The 17,615-nt window shown below is 67.4% G+C and carries 19 protein-coding genes; 8 read left to right on the top strand and 11 right to left on the bottom strand.

Features of this window, described 5'->3' with window-relative positions; genetic code table 11:
* Positions 1 to 7: 7 nt before the first annotated feature.
* Together JYG37_RS03350 and JYG37_RS03345 are read right to left on the bottom strand one after the other, a co-directional pair.
* Entirely contained in the window at positions 8 to 592 is a 585-nt protein-coding gene (locus JYG37_RS03350) for an SIS domain-containing protein (protein WP_209926131.1), read from the bottom strand.
* Between the two features lie 126 nt (positions 593 to 718).
* Positions 719 to 1,147, bottom strand: coding sequence for a YraN family protein (locus JYG37_RS03345; protein WP_176016556.1), 429 nt, complete (start codon positions 1,145 to 1,147; stop codon positions 719 to 721).
* A gap of 46 nt (positions 1,148 to 1,193) precedes the next feature.
* Here JYG37_RS03345 and rsmI point away from each other — a divergent pair, with 46 nt between their 5' ends.
* Positions 1,194 to 2,081, top strand: a complete 888-nt coding sequence (gene rsmI / locus JYG37_RS03340; protein WP_124556836.1) for a 16S rRNA (cytidine(1402)-2'-O)-methyltransferase — start codon at positions 1,194 to 1,196, stop codon at positions 2,079 to 2,081.
* Positions 2,082 to 2,171: 90 nt separating this feature from the next.
* Here rsmI and JYG37_RS03335 read toward each other — a convergent pair whose 3' ends face one another.
* Complete coding sequence (locus JYG37_RS03335) at positions 2,172 to 2,783, bottom strand: septal ring lytic transglycosylase RlpA family protein (protein ID WP_050011835.1); 612 nt, start codon at positions 2,781 to 2,783, stop codon at positions 2,172 to 2,174.
* Here JYG37_RS03335 and JYG37_RS03330 point away from each other — a divergent pair.
* From JYG37_RS03330 to JYG37_RS03315, 4 genes are all read left to right on the top strand, one after another.
* Positions 2,665 to 2,979: a hypothetical protein gene (locus tag JYG37_RS03330; protein ID WP_162484451.1), complete on the top strand. Its 315-nt coding sequence runs from the start codon at positions 2,665 to 2,667 to the stop codon at positions 2,977 to 2,979. The two genes, JYG37_RS03335 and JYG37_RS03330, sit on opposite strands and share 119 nt — an antisense overlap.
* A gap of 461 nt (positions 2,980 to 3,440) precedes the next feature.
* Positions 3,441 to 4,085: an MBL fold metallo-hydrolase gene (locus tag JYG37_RS03325; protein WP_213345882.1), complete on the top strand. Its 645-nt coding sequence runs from the start codon at positions 3,441 to 3,443 to the stop codon at positions 4,083 to 4,085.
* Positions 4,082 to 4,741 (top strand): 3'-5' exonuclease family protein, encoded by a 660-nt coding sequence (locus JYG37_RS03320; protein ID WP_050011833.1) that lies wholly within the window; start codon positions 4,082 to 4,084, stop codon positions 4,739 to 4,741. The genes JYG37_RS03325 and JYG37_RS03320 overlap by 4 nt, the downstream gene beginning before the upstream one ends.
* 79 nt (positions 4,742 to 4,820) lie before the next feature.
* A complete protein-coding gene (locus JYG37_RS03315; RefSeq protein WP_006477376.1) occupies positions 4,821 to 5,291 on the top strand; it encodes an Lrp/AsnC family transcriptional regulator in 471 nt (156 codons plus the stop codon).
* A 57-nt stretch (positions 5,292 to 5,348) separates the two neighbouring features.
* On the opposite strand, the gene JYG37_RS03310 is transcribed toward JYG37_RS03315, so the two are convergent.
* The 3 genes from JYG37_RS03310 to JYG37_RS03300 form a co-directional block, all read right to left on the bottom strand.
* Positions 5,349 to 6,506, bottom strand: coding sequence for a cation diffusion facilitator family transporter (locus JYG37_RS03310; protein WP_089488053.1), 1,158 nt, complete (start codon positions 6,504 to 6,506; stop codon positions 5,349 to 5,351).
* Positions 6,507 to 6,748: 242 nt separating this feature from the next.
* Entirely contained in the window at positions 6,749 to 7,042 is a 294-nt protein-coding gene (locus JYG37_RS03305; protein WP_006491875.1) for an H-NS histone family protein, read from the bottom strand.
* A 359-nt stretch (positions 7,043 to 7,401) separates the two neighbouring features.
* Positions 7,402 to 8,061, bottom strand: a complete 660-nt coding sequence (locus JYG37_RS03300) for a HugZ family pyridoxamine 5'-phosphate oxidase (protein ID WP_124631749.1) — start codon at positions 8,059 to 8,061, stop codon at positions 7,402 to 7,404.
* A 345-nt stretch (positions 8,062 to 8,406) separates the two neighbouring features.
* On the opposite strand from JYG37_RS03300, the gene JYG37_RS03295 reads away from it, so the two are divergent.
* Entirely contained in the window at positions 8,407 to 9,519 is a 1,113-nt protein-coding gene (locus JYG37_RS03295) for an MFS transporter (RefSeq protein ID WP_502775445.1), read from the top strand.
* An 88-nt stretch (positions 9,520 to 9,607) separates the two neighbouring features.
* Here JYG37_RS03295 and JYG37_RS03290 read toward each other — a convergent pair whose 3' ends face one another.
* Positions 9,608 to 10,750: a branched-chain amino acid ABC transporter substrate-binding protein gene (locus tag JYG37_RS03290; RefSeq protein WP_050011830.1), complete on the bottom strand. Its 1,143-nt coding sequence runs from the start codon at positions 10,748 to 10,750 to the stop codon at positions 9,608 to 9,610.
* Between the two features lie 437 nt (positions 10,751 to 11,187).
* Complete coding sequence (locus JYG37_RS03285) at positions 11,188 to 12,270, bottom strand: NAD(P)H-dependent flavin oxidoreductase (protein WP_124556833.1); 1,083 nt, start codon at positions 12,268 to 12,270, stop codon at positions 11,188 to 11,190.
* A gap of 223 nt (positions 12,271 to 12,493) precedes the next feature.
* On the opposite strand from JYG37_RS03285, the gene JYG37_RS03280 reads away from it, so the two are divergent.
* Entirely contained in the window at positions 12,494 to 13,186 is a 693-nt protein-coding gene (locus tag JYG37_RS03280; protein ID WP_050011828.1) for a dienelactone hydrolase family protein, read from the top strand.
* An 81-nt stretch (positions 13,187 to 13,267) separates the two neighbouring features.
* Complete coding sequence (locus tag JYG37_RS03275) at positions 13,268 to 14,746, top strand: amidase (protein WP_050012091.1); 1,479 nt, start codon at positions 13,268 to 13,270, stop codon at positions 14,744 to 14,746.
* A 105-nt stretch (positions 14,747 to 14,851) separates the two neighbouring features.
* Here the strand turns inward: JYG37_RS03275 and metF are convergent, their stop codons facing one another.
* From metF to ahcY, 3 genes are all read right to left on the bottom strand, one after another.
* Positions 14,852 to 15,682 carry a methylenetetrahydrofolate reductase [NAD(P)H] gene (gene metF / locus JYG37_RS03270; RefSeq protein ID WP_050011827.1) on the bottom strand — a complete coding sequence of 277 codons (831 nt, stop codon included), beginning with the start codon at positions 15,680 to 15,682 and terminating at the stop codon, positions 14,852 to 14,854.
* Positions 15,683 to 15,716: 34 nt separating this feature from the next.
* On the bottom strand, positions 15,717 to 16,070 hold the full coding sequence (locus tag JYG37_RS03265) for a phage holin family protein (protein ID WP_011882923.1): 354 nt from the start codon (positions 16,068 to 16,070) through the stop codon (positions 15,717 to 15,719).
* Between the two features lie 96 nt (positions 16,071 to 16,166).
* Positions 16,167 to 17,585 (bottom strand): adenosylhomocysteinase, encoded by a 1,419-nt coding sequence (gene ahcY / locus JYG37_RS03260; RefSeq protein ID WP_050011826.1) that lies wholly within the window; start codon positions 17,583 to 17,585, stop codon positions 16,167 to 16,169.
* Between the last annotated feature and the right edge of the window lie 30 nt (positions 17,586 to 17,615).

Genomic DNA, 17,615 nt, shown 5'->3' with positions numbered 1-17,615 from the left:
CCTTCGTTCAATCCTCACCCAGCAGCATCGCGTCGATGCCGTCGCACAGGCAGTGGATGGTCAGCAGATGGACTTCGTGGATGCGCGCCGCGCGAACGGCGGGCACGCTGATCGGAATATCGGTATCGGACAGCGCGGCCGCGACCGTCTGGTCGTTGCCGCCCGTCAACGCGACGACGGTCATCTCGCGCTCGTGCGCCTCGTCGATCGCCGCGAGCACGCGCGGCGAAGCGCCGAGCGCGTCGAGCACCAGCAGGATGTCGCCCGTCTGGCCCAGCACGCGCACCTGCTGCGCGAACAACTGCTCGGCCGCCGCCGCGCCCGCCAGGCCGGCCTGCGATGCGTCGGTGGCCAGCGCGATCGCGGGCAGGCCCGGACGCTCGCGCTCGAAACCGCCGACGAGCGACGCGGCGAGGTACTGCGCGGCGGCGGCCGACGGGCCGTCACCGCACGCGACGATCTTGTTGCCGTTCGCCAGTGCGGCGAACATCGCATCGACCGCGGCTGCGATCGGCAGCGACAGCGCGTCGGCCGCTTCGGCGTGAAGCGCGGCGCTGTCGCGGAATTGTTGCTGAATACGTTCGACTGACATCGATTCCTGGTGAACTGGGCGCGCGGCACAACTCGCGCGACATCGTGGGTGCGGCGAGTTTACCGTACTCCGGCGCCCTCTCCGGCGGTCCGGCAAGAACTCTTTACATCTCGTCACAGCTCGCGGCTATGCATCGTCGGTACGAAATGCGTCGCGCAGCCACGCAAGCCGTCCGGCCTCGAACGCGACGACGTCGAAACGGCACGCGGCGCCGGCGCCGTGCCGCGACCAGAACTGCAACGCCGCCGCGACCAGACGCCGCCGCTTGCGCCAGCCGACGCTCGCGGCCGCGCCGCCGTGCCGGGTGCTGCGCCGCGCGCGCACTTCGACGAATACGAGCATGCCGTCTGGCTCGCGCATCACGAGATCGAGCTCGCCGCCGCGCATCGTCACGTTCGCGGCGACGAACCCGAGGCCACGACGCTCGAGAAACTGCCGCGCGCGCTGCTCGAACGCCGCGCCGACCGGTTTGGATCGCGCCGCGCCGGAAAAGTTGTCGCCCGAACGCGGCCGATCGCTGGCGCCCTCCGGCCGCGCCGGCGCCGCGTGGCACAATGCCGTCCTTGTTCCGCTCGTGCCGCGATTGCGTGCATTGCCTGCCATGACTGCCCTCCTCGAACTCGCGCATACGCAGCACTACCCGGACGCCGCGCTCTACGTGGTCGCCACACCGATCGGCAATACGGCCGACATCACGCTGCGCGCGCTGCACGTGCTCGGCCTCGCCGACCGCATCGCGGCCGAAGACACCCGCAATACGGGCCAGCTGCTCGCCCGCTACGGGATCTCGAAACCGCTCGTCGCCGTGCACGAGCACAACGAACGCGAAGCCGCGCAGCGCGTGATCGAACTGCTGCGTGGCGGCGAACGCGTGGCCTACGTGTCGGACGCCGGCACGCCGGGCATCTCGGACCCCGGCGCGCGGCTCGTCGACGCCGTGCGCGCGGCCGGCTTCCCGGTGGTTCCGCTGCCGGGCCCAAGCGCGGCCGTGACCGCGCTGAGCGTGGCCGGCGACTGGGCCGGCGCGTTCACGTTCGCGGGCTTCCTGCCGCCGAAGGCGAAACAGCGCGCGACCGCGCTGCAGGCGCTGGCGTCGCACCCGTACGCGCTGGTGTTCTACGAAGCGCCGCACCGGATCGCCGAAACCGTCGACGCGCTCGCCGACGCGTTCGGCCCCGCGCGCCGGCTGCTGATCGCGCGCGAGCTCACCAAGCTACACGAGCAACTGTTTCAGGGCACCCTGGCCGAAGGACAGAGCTGGCTCGCCGGCGATGCGAACCGGCAGCGCGGCGAGTTCGTGCTGGTCGTCGAAGGCGCGCCGGCGGCAAGCGGCGAAGCCGACGACACCGCGCACGACGCGCTGCTCAGGCTGCTGCTGGAAGAGGTGCCGGTGAAGAGCGCGGCCAAGCTCGCGGCCGCGCTGACGGGCGCATCGCGCAACACGCTGTATGCGCGTGCGCTCGTGCTGAAGGAAGGCGACGAAGGCTGACGCGCGACGCCGCCGCGCGGAAACACAAAGGGCTGCCGGAAGGCAGCCCTTTGCGCAGGAGCGGACGATCCGCCGGGTTGTTGCGTCGCGTTACTTCGCCGAGATCGATGCGAACATTTCGTTGCGTGCATCGCGCGCTTCCTGCGGCGACAGCCCTTCGATCTTCACGCGGCCCGTGCCGGCGTGCACGAGGCCGATCACCTTGGCCGCCGCATACGACAGGTCGAGCACACGGCCGCGCTTGAACGGCCCGCGATCGTTGACCTTCACGACGACCCACTTGCCGGTCGATGCGTTCGTCACCTTGATGTACGACGACAGCGGCAGCGTGCGGTGCGCGGCGGTGAACGCGTTCATGTTGAAACGTTCGCCGTTCGCGGTGCGGCGGCCGTGGAAATCCCGCCCGTACCACGATGCGCGGCCGCTCTGGCGGAAATCGGACACATCCTTGCCGTCGATCGGCTCGGCATCCGCCAGCGACGACTTCTTCGCGTCCTTACTGTCGGCAGCCGGCATCGATGCCAGCGCGGAATCGAAATTGAGCGGCTGCTTGTCGTCGTCCGCCTTCGCGGCGGCGGCGGTCTTGTCGACCGCCTTCTTCTGGCTCACGCTGCCGGTGGTCTGGCTGGATGGCACCGCACAGCCCGTCAGCGCAAAAAACAATGCAATGGTTCCGAATCGGCTCGGAAAACGTAAATTCATCGACGTGTCGCCTTCTGGTTCGGGCCGCATCGATACAACGCTGCTTCACAACGCAGACATATGCGGCCCGGACGGCAAATGCGTGCACGCCCCGCTCGAATGCGAGCAGGCGGCTAGCATGGGCGCGGCGTTCGTCCTGGCCGCAACCGTCCTGATTAGCTTTCACGTCTGGCGCAACCTGTCCCCAACAGCCTGACCAGACCCCACATGCCGCCATCGAACATGGCTCCACGTTCGCGCGCGTCGCTACGACCAACGCACAGGAACGGCGGCACAGGCCTCATCCGGCGGCGCGGCAGCAGGGCCGCAGGCGGGCGCGCAGCACCCGGCCGGACAAGACGTGAGCACCGACTGCTCGGTGCTGGATACACCGCCGGACTCCCCGGCGGCTGATGCTTGACGGTGGATCGGACGCCTCGTTTAACGGGGCCGATACACCAGCGAATGGCGTGAAATTCACGCGCAATGGGGCGCATTATACATAAATCAAAACCTTGTCTCGAAAAGGGCCCCCGGCGGACCATTGATTCTCGCTATGGCTGTAACAATCGGCATGCTCCGGGAATGCCCTGATCCGCGTGCTGCGGCATGCATCGTACGCACGGCAGGCCACGCGCGCGACCGGTACAATCGCTCCTTTTAGCCGCCGGTGCCCTCATGAAAGTCACGCTCATTCCGGTCACGCCGTTCCAGCAGAACTGCTCGCTGCTCGTCTGCGAGAAGACGGGCCGCGCCGCCGTCGTCGATCCGGGCGGCGATCTCGACCGGATCGAACAGGAAGTCGCGCGGCAGAACGTGCAGGTCGAGAAAGTGCTGCTCACGCACGGGCACATCGATCACTGCGCGGGCGCGAAGACGCTCGCGACGCGCTACGGCGTACCGATCGAGGGGCCGCAGGAAGAAGAACGCTTCTGGATCGAGAAGCTGCCGACGCAGAGCGAGCGCTTCGGCTTTCCGGCCGCCGACGCGTTCGAGCCCGACCACTGGCTGAACGACGGCGACACCGTGCGGTTCGGCGACGAGACGCTCGAGGTCTATCACTGCCCGGGCCACACGCCCGGCCACGTCGTGTTCTTCAGCCGCGCGCATCGCGTCGCGATCGTCGGCGACGTGCTGTTCGCGGGCTCGATCGGCCGCACCGATTTCCCGCGCGGCAATCACGAGGATCTCGTGCGTTCGATCAAGGAAAAGCTGTGGCCGCTCGGCGACGACGTCACGTTCGTGCCCGGCCACGGCCCGGTGTCGACGTTCGGCGACGAGCGCCGCACGAACCCGTTCGTATCCGACAAGGTATTCGGATGAACCAGACCGCCATCCCGGAAATTTACGTCAGCACCGACGTCGAAGCCGACGGCCCGATTCCCGGCCCGCATTCGATGCTGAGCTTCGCGTCGGCCGCCTATACCGAGGACAAGCAACTGATCGCGACGTTCTCGGCGAACCTCGAGACGCTGCCCGGCGCCAGCGCTCACCCGGTGCAGGAAGCGTGGTGGAAGACCGAGCCCGAAGCCTGGGCCGCGTGCCGGCGCGATCTGCAGACGCCCGACGCGGCGCTGGTCGCGTACGTCGAATGGGTCGAGGCGCTGCCCGGCAAGCCGGTGTTCGTCGCGATGCCGGCCGGCTTCGATTTCACGTTCATGTTCTGGTACATGATGCGGTTCGCGGGGCGCTGCCCGTTCTCGTGGTCGGCGCTCGACATCAAGACGCTCGCGTTCGCGATGACGGGCCTGCCGTACCGCAAGGCGATCAAGCCGCGCTTTCCGAAGCACTGGTTCGACGACCATCCGCACACGCACGTCGCGCTCGACGACGCGATCGAGCAAGGCGCGCTGTTCTGCAACATGCTCGCCGACCTGCGCCGGCAGCAGGCCGCGCTCGCGGGCCTGGCCGTGTCGGATACCGATCGGTCGGAAAGCGCGGGGGCGGGACAAAATCCCACGGATCCACGAGCAAATTAGCGAATCTCGCTCAACGGCGCGTCGCCAGATTGCCTTTCGTTCCCCGGCGCTCTAACATTCAGCGTGTTGTAGCTGCCGCATGGAGGCGCAGGTGACGCTCGATTCCTTTTCGCAAAAAATCCTTCGCCTGTTGCAGCTCGACGCGCGCCGTTCCGTTCAGGAAATCTCCGACCAGGTCGGGCTGTCGAGCACGCCGTGCTGGCGCCGCATCAAGGACATGGAACAGTCGGGCGTGATCCAGCGCTACACGGCGCTGCTCGATCGCGAGAAGCTCGGCCTGCACGTCTGCGCGCTCGCGCACGTGCACCTGACGCGCCACAACGAAGGCGGCGTCGAGCAGTTCGAGCGCGAGATCGCGACCTGCCCGGAAGTCACCGAGTGCTACAGCACGACCGGCGAAGCCGATTACATCCTCAAGATCGTCGCGCCGGACATCAAGGCCTACGACGTGTTCCTGCACGAACGCATCTTCAAGATCCCGGCCGTGTCGCAGGTGCGCACGAGCGTCGTGCTGCGCGAAATCAAGTTCGACACGCAACTGCCGCTGTAACGCGCGGGCCTGCCCTGCGGCGGGCCGCGTTCGCCGGTGCCGGCCGCCGGTTGCCGGTCACGTCTGCCCGGTCAACGTGCGCGTGAAGCCGATCCGGCGTGCGCCGAACTCGCGCTTCAGCGTGTCGATGTCGAGCCGGGCGGCCAGCGCCGCATCGGTGTCGCGCGGATCGCCGTCGAGCGTCACGTCGACCTCGAGCCCCGTACTCAGGTAATGCAGGTTGATCGCCGCCGCATGCAGCCCGCGCTGCGCGAGCGCGGCCTCGAGCCGCGCCGCCAGTTCGCCGCGCGGCGGCAGCGCGAGCGCCGGACGGCGCGCCGCATCGTTCTCCGGGTCGACATGGATCAGCGCATCGAGCACGCGCGGGTCGGACAGCACGCGCGCCCGCGCGGTCTCGGCGATGTAATGCCCTTCCGAGACGGAGATCTTCGGATCGACGAGGATGTGCGCGTCCACGAGCGCGGCATCGCCCATCTTGCGCGTGCGCAGGTCGTGCACGTCGCGCACGCCGGGCGTCGCGACGAGCAGCGCGCGGATCTCGGCCGTGTCGGCCGTATCGAGCGCGCGGTCGGAGAGGTCCTGCAACGCGTCATAGCCGAACGTCCAGCCCATGCGCGCGACCATGAAGCCGACGATCGCCGCCGCGATCGGGTCGAGCAGCCGCACACCGGCCAGGCTGCCGACGATGCCGATCGCGACGACGAGCGACGACGCCGCATCCGAACGCGCATGCCATGCGTTGGCGACGAGCATCGCCGAGCGCACGCGCCGCGCTTCGCGCAGCATGTAGCGAAACAGCGCTTCCTTCGACACGAGTACCGTCAGCGCCACGATCAGCGCGGAAAAATGCACGGCCGGAATGTTTTCGAGATTAACGAGGCGGTCGCCGGCGCGCCAGAGCATGCCGATACCGACCGCGATCAGGATCGCGCCGAGAAACAGCGACGCGACCGTCTCGTAGCGGCTATGGCCGTAATTGTGGTCGGCATCCGGCGATACGCCGCTATGCCGATTCGCAACCAGCACGACAAAATCCGAGATCAAATCGGAAATCGAATGCACACCGTCCGCAATCAATGCTTGCGAATGCGCAATCACGCCGACCGCGATCTGAAATGTCGCAAGTACGACATTGAGGACAATACTGACGAGCGTGCTCTTGCGCGCAACGGCGTGCTTATCTGCGCTCTGCGCGTCGCCGGAAAACGTGGACATGAAATATGAGATATCGGTGTGCGGTACGCAATTCTATCAAAGGCGCCCCGCCAGCCCGGCCAATATCCACAAATTTCTCATTTAAATCAATCGCTTATGCGAACGTGTCGCATTTTCATTCACCGGACATGCTTACAGCTTCATGACGACCCGGCTGGGCCGCCGGTGTCCGGAAAACAAAAAAGCCGCGCTCCTCGACGGACACGCGGCTCTTTCGAAGAGCGGGCAACCTAAACGAACGCTTAAATCGCAAACTGTTCGCGGTTCTTGCCGGCGATCCAGCGCGGCGGCTTGCCACGACCCGACCACGTCGCGCCCGTTTCCGGATCGCGATACTTGGCCGCCACGCCTGCGCGCGGACGACCGACCTTGCCGGCCTTCGCGCGGCTGAGGCCGAGTTCGGCGAGCGAAAAGCCGTAGTCGGCAATTTTCTGCTTCACGTCATTCAGCACTTCAGCGTATTCACGCGACTTCGCTTCTTCGATTTGCTTCTCCAGCTTCTCCCGCTGGGCCAGCAGGTCCTTGTAAGAAGACATAGTTTCCCTTTCTATCTATCTGACCAATGGCGCCGGTCTGAGCCAGCTCACCATTCATGAAATATATGTGCCTCGGATTTTTGAAGGCAGAGATTAGCACAAAAAAGATTTGATAGAAGCGAGATTCATGAAAATCCCGAGATCAATTGAAATTCGCACATGTCATTTTGACCGGCCGCGGCCTTTTCTCAAATTTTTACGCTCCTCCATAGAGATTAGGACATTAGCGATTGGCTATTAGGTCTTTCAACATACGCAATTACCCTGCATTGAAGAAAATCAAAGCTTTCATCGGACGAGAGTTTCGCGAAAACCAGATGACGCCGTTTGCTAAACGAACAAATCACTGACCCGTGACGTCACGTCACATCCTTTGCGCGGGCGATCAGCTGTTCGCGCAGCGCACCGATGTCGGCCGACGGCGCGTCGAACGGCGTGCGCACGCGGCGGCCGTCGCATCGCCAGTCCGCGCCATGGCGATCGACGCCGAGCAGGTCGAGCCCGTCGCGGCGGGCGTCGCCCGCGTCGTATGCCGCCCACAGTGCCCGTTCGTCGTCGAACGCGAGCGGCGGCAGCGCATCGAGCTGCACGCCGTCGATCCAGCCCATCCGCCCGAACCCGACGATATGGCGCAACCGCTCGATCTCGAGCGCCCAGAACCCGAAATCGCCGAGCGCGAGATAGCCCGCGGCGCCCGGTTCGTAGCGCAGGTAACGCGCGGCGACGTGCGGATCGTCGCCGAGCGGCACGAACCGGCCCAGCAGCGTCGCACGCTCGGCACTCAACACATCGCCGGGGCTGGCGTCGACGACGAGGAAACCCGCGCGCGGATCGGCGGCGAGATTGCGCGTGTGCTCGGCCAGACCGCTCACCAGGATCACCGGCCGATGGCTTGCATCGGGTGCAAACGGCACGACCGTCGGATACGGGAAGCCCTCCGGTTCGCGCGCATGGGTGGCGAGCGTGCCGAACGTGCAGCGGTGCAGCAGATGCAGCGCGAAGGCGGGATCGATGTTCAAGGTGACTCCTGCGGTCGAAAGGCGGCGCGTCGGCCAGGGTTTCGATGTTACCCGCGGGCGCCGCACGCCGCGCATCGGCCAAACGGCCAATGCGCCACGAGGCCACTGCCGCGGGACGGCCCGAGCGCCCGCGCATCGGCCGAACGGCCATCGCCCGGCAGGATCGTAAGCGGTTCGATAGAATCGGACAAATCCGATCGGCGCCGCGTGCGCCCGCGCATTTTCCTGACGAGCCTTCCCGTGTCCGAATCCCCTTCCTCCGAATCGCCGTCCCCGTTCGCCGCGCCGCCCGACGCGCATCGCGTGCTGCCGCTGCCGGCGCGCCAGCGCGCGCGCACGGCGTCGATGGCGCTGTTCTTCGTCGCCGGCATGATGTACGCGTCGTGGGGCGTGCACGTGCCGACCGTGCGCGACAAGTTCGCGCTGAGCCCCGGGCTGCTGTCGATCGCGCTGTTCGCGGTCGCCGGCGGGTCGATCGCCGCGATGCTGACCATCGCGCGCTGGATCGCGCGCGTCGGCTCGCGCACCGCGTGCGTCGCCGGCGGGCTCGTGATGTCCGCGTGCGCGGCGCTGATCCTCGTCGTGCCCGACTACTGGATGCTGCTCGTGGTGCTCGCGCTGTTCGGCTTCTCGATGGCGACACTCGACGTCGCGATGAACGCCGAGGCCAGCGCGGTCGAAATCGCGCTCGGCAAGCCGATCATGTCGTCGCTGCACGGGATGTTCAGCATCGGCGGGATGGCCGGCGCGGCGGCCGGCGGCGCGCTGCTGTCGGCCGGCATGGCGCCGGTCGCGCATCTCGCGCTCGCGGCGGCGGCGAGCGCCGCGGTGCTCGTGGCCGCGAGCCCGGCCGTGCTGCCGCACGTACCGCACCACGAACAGGCGCACGGCGGCGGCAACCGCTGGCGCTCGCCCGCGTTGTGGACGCTCGGCGGCATCGCGCTGGTTGCGCTGATCGCCGAAGGCGCGATGTACGACTGGGCGACCGTCTACATGCGCGACGTCGTCGCGGCGAGCCCCGCGCTCGCGAGCGCCGCGTACGCGGCGTTCTCCGGCGGGATGGCCATCGCGCGCTTCGCGGGCGACGCGGTGCGCGCCCGCTTCGGCGCGCCGCAGCTCGTGTTCGCGAGCGCGTCGCTCGCCTGTGCGGGGATGATCGGCGCGCTGCTGCTGCCGAATCCGGTCGCGGTGCTGACCGGTTTCACGCTGATGGGCCTCGGGCTGGCCAACATGATGCCGGTGCTGTTCGCGGCCGCCGCGCGCGTGAAGGGCATCCACGCGGCCGAAGGGCTCGCGCACGTGGCCGGGCTCGCGTATTTCGGACTGCTGTTCGGTCCGGTCGTGATCGGCGCGGTCGCGCAGGCCGCGAACCTGACGATCGGCCTGTCGGTCGTCGCACTGTGCGCGGCGCTCGTCGCGCTCGTCGCACCCAGGGTGCTCGCGCACCTGAAGATCTGACGGCGCGGCGGCGTAAGCCGGCCCAAAAAGAAAGCGCGCATGCGTTGCCGCATGCGCGCTTTCCCCCCTTCTGTCGGCCGCTGAAGCGTTACATCTTCACTTCGTCGAGCAGCGACTTCTTGCCGCTCTTGTAGTTGTACAGCGAAATCACGCCGTGCTGCAGGTCGCCCTTCGCGTCGAAGGTCGTCGTGCCGATCACGCCCGTGTACTTCGTCGCCGGCATCGCCGCGAGGATCTTCGCCGTGTCGGTCGAGTTCGCGCGCTTCATCGCGTCGGCGATGATGTACACGGCGTCATACGTGAACGGTGCGTAGATCTGGATCGGCTGGCCGAAGCGCTTCTCGTACTTCGCCTTGAACGCCGCGCCGCCCGGCATCTTCTCGAGCGAGGCACCGGCCTCCGAGCACACGATGTTGTCGGTCGCGTCGCCGGCCAGGTCGGCCAGCTTTTCCGTGCACACGCCGTCGCCCGCGAAGATCTTCGCGCGCAGGCCGAGCTGCTTCGCCTGTTTCGCGAACGGGCCGCCGGTGGCGTCCATGCCGCCGTACATGATCGCGTCCGGGTTTTCGCCCTTGATCTTCGTCAGAATCGCGCGGAAGTCGACCGCCTTGTCGTTCGTCGCGTCATGCGACATCACCTTCAGGCCGAGCGCCTTCGCCTTCTTCTCGAACTCGTTCGCGAGACCCTGGCCGTACGCGGTCGAATCGTCGACCACCGCCACGCTCTTGATGCCCTTCGAGTGCGCGTAGTTCGCCAGTGCCGGGCCCTGCTGCGCATCGGTCGCCACCACGCGGTACGTGGTCTTGAAGCCTTGCTGCGTGTAGGCCGGGTTGGTCGCCGACGGCGAGATCTGCACGATGCCCGCATCGCTGTAGATCTTCGAGGCCGGGATCGACGTGCCCGAGTTCAGGTGGCCGACCACCGCGACGACCTTGTCGTCGACGAGCTTCTGCGCAACCTGCGTCGCCTGCCGCGGGTCGGCGGCGTCATCCTGCGGGTCGAGTTGCAGCGTGATCTTCTGGCCGCCGATCGTGAGACCCTTCGCGTTGATCTCCTCGACTGCGAGACGCGCGCCGTTTTCGTTGTCCTTGCCCAGGTGTGCAATGCCGCCCGTCAACGGCGCGACGTGGCCGATCTTGACGACTTGATCGGCGGACGCGTTGCTTGCAGCTGCAGCGCACAGCATTGCCGCTGCGGTGATCGGCAACAGCTTTTGCATCTTGATATTCATGTAAGTCTCCAGTTCGGTCCCAAAAAACGCCATCGCCCGGTGCCCCGCTGCCATCCCCGTGTTTGCAATCACTGGACGATTCGCCGGTTGCATCCTTCATGCACTTGGCCTCAAGCACGTGAAAACCGCCGCTTTTAGCAGCCGCCCGCTCGTACTTGCGCGCAAGTGTAGGCGATCAAATTAATTTGTGGGACTTTTTTAGGATAGTGGTAACACTACCGATATGCGCGCTTTGGAAGGATGATTCGAATCGCGCTGCAAGCCCCGGCGGATAAGGGTTTCCGCTAATTTCGACGCACTGTCGAAAGGTCGTTTCAAGCGAGTCGCGCGGGCATTTCGATTCGGTATTTTGTGACCTGGATCATTGAATGAAACGCGCGTGACACCACGCGCGTTTCGTCGCCCCACATGAACGGCTCAAGCGGCCGAAACGGTGTTCAGGCAGCCGATGCGCGCCATTCCGCATCGAGCGCGGCGACCAGCTGCGACGTCGTCAGCGCATCGCCGCGCCGCCGCGCGAGCGGCGCGCCCTGGCCGGCCCACAGCGACAGGTAGTCGCCGTCGTTCGCGCGCGCGGCCGCCTGCCGCAGCGGCTGGGTCAGCGCGTTCTGCACCGGATACGGTGGGACGTCGGCCACGTGCTCGCCGAGCCGCGCCATCAGCATGTTGCGCAGCCCGCGTGCGTGACGGCCGGTGATCGCACGGGTGACCTGCGTCGACGTATCGGCGCTCGCGAGCAGACGCGCCTTCCAGTCCGCGGCGATCGCGCTTTCCGCGCACGTGAGGAACGCGGTGCCGAGTTGCGCGGCCTGCGCGCCAAGCGCGAGCGCGGCCGCGATGCCGCGGCCGTCCATGATGCCGCCCGCGGCCAGCACCGGCAGGCCCGTCGCGTCGACGAGCTGCGGGACGAGCGCGAGCGTGCCGATCAGCGCGTCGTCGGCGGCACCGATGAAGGTGCCGCGGTGGCCGCCCGCCTCGGCGCCCTGCGCGGAGATCGCGTCGGCGCCGGCCGCCTGCCACGCGAGCCCTTCGGCCACGTGCGTCGCGGTGCCGATCACATAGGTGCCGGCGGCTTTCAGGCGTGCGACGTCGGCTGCGTCGAGCACGCCGAACGTGAAGCTCGCGACCGGCACGCGCAGCGCGACGAGCGCATCGAGCTGCGCGCGGAAATCGGGCGCGTAGCGCGCGGGCGCCGTGCCCGGCGGCAAGCCGAGCTTGGCATTCAGCGGGTCGATCGCCGCCAGCGCGCGCGCGACGGTCGCCGCGTCGGGCGCGGCTTCATCGGGCAACACGAACAGGTTGATCGCGAACGGGCGATCGGTCGCCGCGCGGATCGCGGCGACTTCGGCGTCGATCCGTTCGGGCGCGAGCGCGCCGGCGCCGAGGCTGCCGAGCGCACCGGCATTCGATGCGGCGGCGACCATCGCGGTCGTGGTCGCGCCGACCATCGGCGCCTGCACGAGCGGCAGACGCAGGCCGAAGCGTGCGGAAAAGGGCGTGGAAAACGAGCGGGCAGACATGGCGAATCCTTCGATGACGGTGCGCGAAAGCGCTTTGTAAAGGCCGGTACATCGACTCTATCGAAGCGGCGCGGCGCCGAAAAATGAATAATCGAGATCGAAACGATCGCTGCGCGAGAAGCGGCCGCGTGCGCTGCAGCAGCGGGCGATTGGTGGCACACTAGGCCGCCTCTTTTCATCCCCGGGGGCGCCTCCCGCACCCCGCACGCCAGGAGTTCAGAACGTGACTGCCCAATGGATCGACATCCCGACCGGTAACGACAGCTTCGGCGGCTATCTCGCCCTGCCCAAGCGCGGCAAGGGCCCTGCCGTCATCATCATCCAGGAGATCTTCGGCGTGAACGCGCACATCCGCGCGGTCGCCGATCAGTACGCGGCCGACGGCTTCGTCGCGCTCGCGCCGGACGTATTCTGGCGCACGCAGCCGCGCGTCGAGCTGACCTACGAGGGTGCGGATCGCGACAAGGGCATCGAGCTGCTGAAGAAGACCGACGTGGGTCTCGCGGTCGCGGACATCGTCGCGGCGGCCGACGCGTTGCGCGCGCGCCCCGAAGTGGCCGGCAAGCTCGCCGCGATCGGCTACTGCTTCGGCGGCCAGCTCGCGTATCGCGCGGCCGCGACCGGCAAGCTGGACGCGGCGGTGGCCTATTACGGCGGCGGCATCCAGAATGCGCTCGACCTCGCCGGCCAGGTCACGCAGCCGATCCTGTTCCACTACGCGGAAAACGACCACGGCATTCCGCTCACGGCCGTCGATCAGGTGAAGGCCGCATTCGCCGGCCGCGGCAACGCTTCGTTCCACGTGTACCCGGGCGCCGAGCACGGCTTCAACTGCACGGACCGCGCGTCGTACAACCAGCGCGCCGCGGCGCTCGCGCACGGCCGCACGCTGACCTTCCTCGCCGAGCATCTCTGAAAAGGCCCGGCCGCGGGCCCGGCGCGCCGGGCCCGCGTTATGCTCGCACCATCGCCACGAGTCACAACGGGGGTGACCGCGATGCACTCGGACTATCTCGCGCATGACGCAATCGGCCTCGCCGCGCTCGTGCGCGACCGCCACGCCAGCCCGCGCGAACTGCTCGACGCCGCGATCGGCCAGGCCGAAGCGGTGAACGGCGCGATCAACGCGATCGTGCTGCAGGACTACGAAGCCGCGCGCGCGCGTGCGGCGGCCGCGCCCCAACCCGGCGCCGACGCGCCGTTCGCGGGCGTGCCGTATCTCGTCAAGGATCTCGGCGCGGCGGTCGCCGGGCTGCCGCTGTCGATGGGCAGCCGGCACTACCGGTACTTCGTGCCGGCCGACGATTCGCCGGTGATCGCGCGCAGCCGCGCGGCGGGCCTGAACGTATTCGGCAAGACCAACACGCCCGAGATCGGCCAGATGCCGTACACGGAACCGGAACTGTTCGGCGCGTGCCGCAACCCGTGGAATCTCGACCACACACCCGGCGGGTCGAGCGGCGGCGCGGCGGCGGCCGTCGCGGCCGGCATCGTACCGCTCGCGCATGCGTCCGACGGCGGCGGCTCGATCCGCATTCCGGCGTCGTGCTGCGGGCTGTTCGGGCTGAAGCCGAGCCGCAACCCGGTGCTCGTCGACCTGCCGTCGAACGGCGAACTCGTCGTCCAGCACGCGGTGTCGCGCAGCGTGCGCGACAGTGCGCTGCTACTCGACGTGACGACCGGCCAGACGCTGCCGCCCGGCGCGCCCGGCACCTTCCTCGGCGCGCTCGATACGCCGCCCGGCCCGCTGCGGATCGGCCTCGTCGTCGATCCGATGCTCGCGCCGGCACTCGCCGACGACACGCGCGCGGCGCTCGACGACGCGGCCGCGCTGCTCGAATCGCTCGGCCACCGCGTCGAGCCGGCGACGCTGCCGATCGACTACGCGCGCGCGGCCGAAACCTTCCTGACGCTGTGGGCGACGATCGCCGAGGACATGGTGCTCGGCGCACGCGCGCTGACCGGCCGCACGCCCCGGCGCGGCGAATTCGAGGCCGCGACGTGGGCGATGGCGGTGGTCGGCCGACGGCTCGCGCGCACGCGCCTGCCGGACGTGCTCGAATGGCAGCGCCAGCTCACCGTGCAGGTCGCCGGTCTCGTGTCGCGTTACGACGCGATCCTGTGCGCATCGCTCGCGGGGCCGCCGGTGAAGATCGGTGAATTGCAGCCGACGCCGTTCGAATCCGCGCAGATGAAGCTGCTCGCCGCGCTGCCGGTGAAGCCGCTGCTGAAGGAAATGCTCGCGAAATCGTCGGAGAAGGCGTTCGCGTGGGCCGGCTGCACCGAGCTGTTCAACCTGACCGGGCAGCCGGCGATGTCGGTGCCGCTGTACTGGAATGCGCGTGGGCTGCCGATCGGCGTGCAGTTCGCCGCGCGCCACGCCGACGACGCGCTGCTGCTCCGGCTCGCGCGGCAGCTCGAACACGCGCGGCCGTGGTTCGACCGCCGTCCGCCGCTGATGCAGGCGCAGCGCTGATTCGGCGGCTTGCGCCACGCGGCATGCGCGGCGCGTCACGATAAAAAAGCCCCGCCGGCGCAAACCGGCGGGGCTTTCACGCAGGCAACCGCGTGACGGCGCTCGTTACACCGCGAGCCGTTCGCAGATCGTCCTCGTCGCGACCGCTGCGTTCAGCGTATAGAAGTGCAGCCCCGGCACGCCCGCATCGATCAGGCGCTGGCACAGGCTCGTGACGACGTCCGCGCCGAACGCGCGGATCGACTCGCGATCGTCGCCGAAGCTCTCGAGCCGGCGCGCGACCCAGCGCGGCACTTCGGCGCCGCACATCTCGGAGAAGCGCATCAGCTGCGAGAAGTTCGTGATCGGCATGATGCCCGGCACGATCGGCACGTCCACGCCGAGCTTGCGCGTGTCGTCGACGAAGCGGAAATACGCATCCGCGTTGAAGAAGTACTGCGTGATCGCGGAATTCGCGCCGGCTTTCACCTTGCGCGCGAAATTCTCGAGATCGGCCTTCGGCGAACGCGATTGCGGGTGGTACTCCGGATAGCCGGCGACCTCGATGTGGAACCAGTCGCCATGCTCGGCGCGGATGAAGCTGACGAGCTCGGACGCATAGCGCAGCTCGCCGACCTCGCCCATCCCCGACGGCAGGTCGCCGCGCAGCGCGACGATGTGCCGGATGCCGTGCGAGCGGTACTGGTCGAGGATCGCGCGCAGGCTGTCGCGCGACGAGCCGATGCACGACAGGTGCGGCGCGGCCTCGAGGCCGTCCTTCTGCATGTCGAGCACGGTATCGAGCGTGCCCTGCTGCGTCGAGCCGCCGGCGCCGAACGTCACGGAGACGAATTTCGGCTTCAGCGGCAGCAGCTGCGCGCGCGTGGCGCGCAGCTTTTCGACGCCGTCCGCCGTCTTCGGCGGGAAGAATTCAAACGAGAGTTCGATCGGTTTCATGATTCGATGGGGTTGAGCCTGCGCCCGCTCGCCGTCAGCCGATGTCGCGCTGGCCGAAGATCAGGGCGGACAGCAGCCACGACACGATGCTGTACAGGATCGAACCGAAGAACGCGGACCAGAACCCCGACACCTCGAAGCCCTTCAGCAGCGACGACGCGAACCAGAAGCACAGCGCGTTCACGACGAGGATGAACACCCCGAGCGTGACGATCGTGACGGGCAGCGTCAGCAGGATCAGCACCGGCCGGATCACCGTGTTGATCAGCCCGAGCACGACCGCGACGATCAGCGCGGTGCCGAAGCTCTTGATGTGGATCGACGGCACGAGGTACGTGATGATCAGCAGCGCGAGCGCGTTGATGACCCAGGTGAGGATGACGCTCATGGAGGGCTCCGGTTCGGTTGTCGATCGGTACGATCGGTGAGCGCCGCCGCGCCGTGCACCCGCAACGGGCGCGCACGGTGCGGCGGCTGCCGCGCATCAATAGCGGTAGTGGTTCGGCTTGAACGGGCCGTCCTTCTGCACGCCGATGTACGCAGCCTGCTCGTCCGACAGCACCGACAGGTTCGCGCCGATGCGCGCGAGGTGCAGGCGCGCGACCTTTTCATCGAGATGCTTCGGCAGCACGTACACCTTGTTCTCGTACTCGTTGCCGCGCACGAACAGCTCGATCTGCGCGAGCGTCTGGTTCGCGAACGAGTTCGACATCACGAACGACGGGTGGCCGGTCGCGCAGCCGAGGTTCACGAGGCGGCCTTCCGCCAGCAGGATCACGCGCTTGCCGTCCGGGAAGATGATGTGGTCGACCTGCGGCTTGATGTTTTCCCACTGGTACTGGCGGGTCGACGCGACGTCGATTTCCGAGTCGAAGTGACCGATGTTGCAGACGATCGCGTTGTGACGCATCGCCTTCATGTGATCGTGGTTGATCACGTGGTAGTTGCCGGTCGCCGTCACGAAGATGTCGGCCTTGTCCGCCGCGTATTCCATCGTCACGACGCGGTAGCCTTCCATCGCCGCCTGCAGCGCGCAGATCGGATCGATTTCGGTGACCCACACGGTCGCGCCCAGGCCGCGCAGCGATTGCGCGCAGCCCTTGCCCACGTCGCCGTAGCCCGCGACGACCGCGACCTTGCCCGCGATCATCACGTCGGTCGCGCGCTTGATGCCGTCGACGAGCGATTCACGACAGCCGTACAGGTTGTCGAACTTCGACTTCGTGACCGAATCGTTCACGTTGAACGCCGGGAACGGCAGGCGGCCGTCCTTTTCCATCTGGTAGAGACGGTGCACGCCGGTCGTGGTTTCTTCGGTCACGCCCTTGATGTGCGCGAGGCGCTTCGAGTACCAGTTCGCGTCGACGTCGAGGTGCGCCGCGATCGACTTGTACAGCGCGACTTCTTCCTCGTTGGTCGGCTTCGCGATCACCGAACGGTCCTTCTCGGCCTTCGCGCCGAGGATCAGCAGCAGCGTGGCGTCGCCGCCGTCGTCCAGGATCATGTTCGCGAATTCGCCGTTCGGCCATTCGAAGATGCGGTGCGAGAACTCCCAGTATTCGTCGAGCGACTCGCCCTTGAACGCGAACACCGGCGTGCCGGCTTCGACGATCGCGGCCGCCGCGTGATCCTGCGTCGAGAAGATGTTGCACGACGCCCAGCGGACGTCCGCGCCGAGCGCCTTCAGCGTCTCGATCAGCACGCCCGTCTGGATCGTCATGTGCAGGGAACCGGCGATGCGCGCGCCCTTCAGCGGCTGCTGCGCCTTGTATTCGTCGCGGATCTGCACGAGGCCCGGCATTTCGGTCTCGGCGATGTTCAGTTCCTTGCGGCCCCAGCCGGCCAGCGCCATGTCGGCGACGACGTAATCGTGGGAAGCCTTGGAATCGATAATGGCGTTCATCACGCCCTCCTTTCTAAAAAGTTTCTAGAT

The organism is Burkholderia sp. LAS2 (genome assembly GCF_018417615.1).
In the GTDB taxonomy this organism is placed as follows: domain Bacteria; phylum Pseudomonadota; class Gammaproteobacteria; order Burkholderiales; family Burkholderiaceae; genus Burkholderia; species Burkholderia sola.
Note: the sequence above shows the minus strand (reverse complement) of the source record. Positions and strands in the feature narration are given on the sequence as shown.

Bases quoted from the DNA above. Each gene is read 5' to 3' on its own strand.
- JYG37_RS03350 (WP_209926131.1), bottom strand. From the start codon at position 592: ATGTCAGTCGAACGTATTCAGCAACAATTCCGCGACAGCGCCGCGCTT.
- rsmI (WP_124556836.1), top strand. From the start codon at position 1,194: ATGACTGCCCTCCTCGAACTCGCGCATACGCAGCACTACCCGGACGCC.
- JYG37_RS03335 (WP_050011835.1), bottom strand. From the start codon at position 2,783: ATGAATTTACGTTTTCCGAGCCGATTCGGAACCATTGCATTGTTTTTT.
- JYG37_RS03325 (WP_213345882.1), top strand. From the start codon at position 3,441: ATGAAAGTCACGCTCATTCCGGTCACGCCGTTCCAGCAGAACTGCTCG.
- JYG37_RS03320 (WP_050011833.1), top strand. From the start codon at position 4,082: ATGAACCAGACCGCCATCCCGGAAATTTACGTCAGCACCGACGTCGAA.
- JYG37_RS03315 (WP_006477376.1), top strand. From the start codon at position 4,821: ATGGAGGCGCAGGTGACGCTCGATTCCTTTTCGCAAAAAATCCTTCGC.
- JYG37_RS03310 (WP_089488053.1), bottom strand. From the start codon at position 6,506: ATGTCCACGTTTTCCGGCGACGCGCAGAGCGCAGATAAGCACGCCGTT.
- JYG37_RS03305 (WP_006491875.1), bottom strand. From the start codon at position 7,042: ATGTCTTCTTACAAGGACCTGCTGGCCCAGCGGGAGAAGCTGGAGAAG.
- JYG37_RS03295 (WP_502775445.1), top strand. From the start codon at position 8,407: ATGGCGCTGTTCTTCGTCGCCGGCATGATGTACGCGTCGTGGGGCGTG.
- JYG37_RS03290 (WP_050011830.1), bottom strand. From the start codon at position 10,750: ATGAATATCAAGATGCAAAAGCTGTTGCCGATCACCGCAGCGGCAATG.
- JYG37_RS03285 (WP_124556833.1), bottom strand. From the start codon at position 12,270: ATGTCTGCCCGCTCGTTTTCCACGCCCTTTTCCGCACGCTTCGGCCTG.
- JYG37_RS03275 (WP_050012091.1), top strand. From the start codon at position 13,268: ATGCACTCGGACTATCTCGCGCATGACGCAATCGGCCTCGCCGCGCTC.
- metF (WP_050011827.1), bottom strand. From the start codon at position 15,682: ATGAAACCGATCGAACTCTCGTTTGAATTCTTCCCGCCGAAGACGGCG.
- JYG37_RS03265 (WP_011882923.1), bottom strand. From the start codon at position 16,070: ATGAGCGTCATCCTCACCTGGGTCATCAACGCGCTCGCGCTGCTGATC.
- ahcY (WP_050011826.1), bottom strand. From the start codon at position 17,585: ATGAACGCCATTATCGATTCCAAGGCTTCCCACGATTACGTCGTCGCC.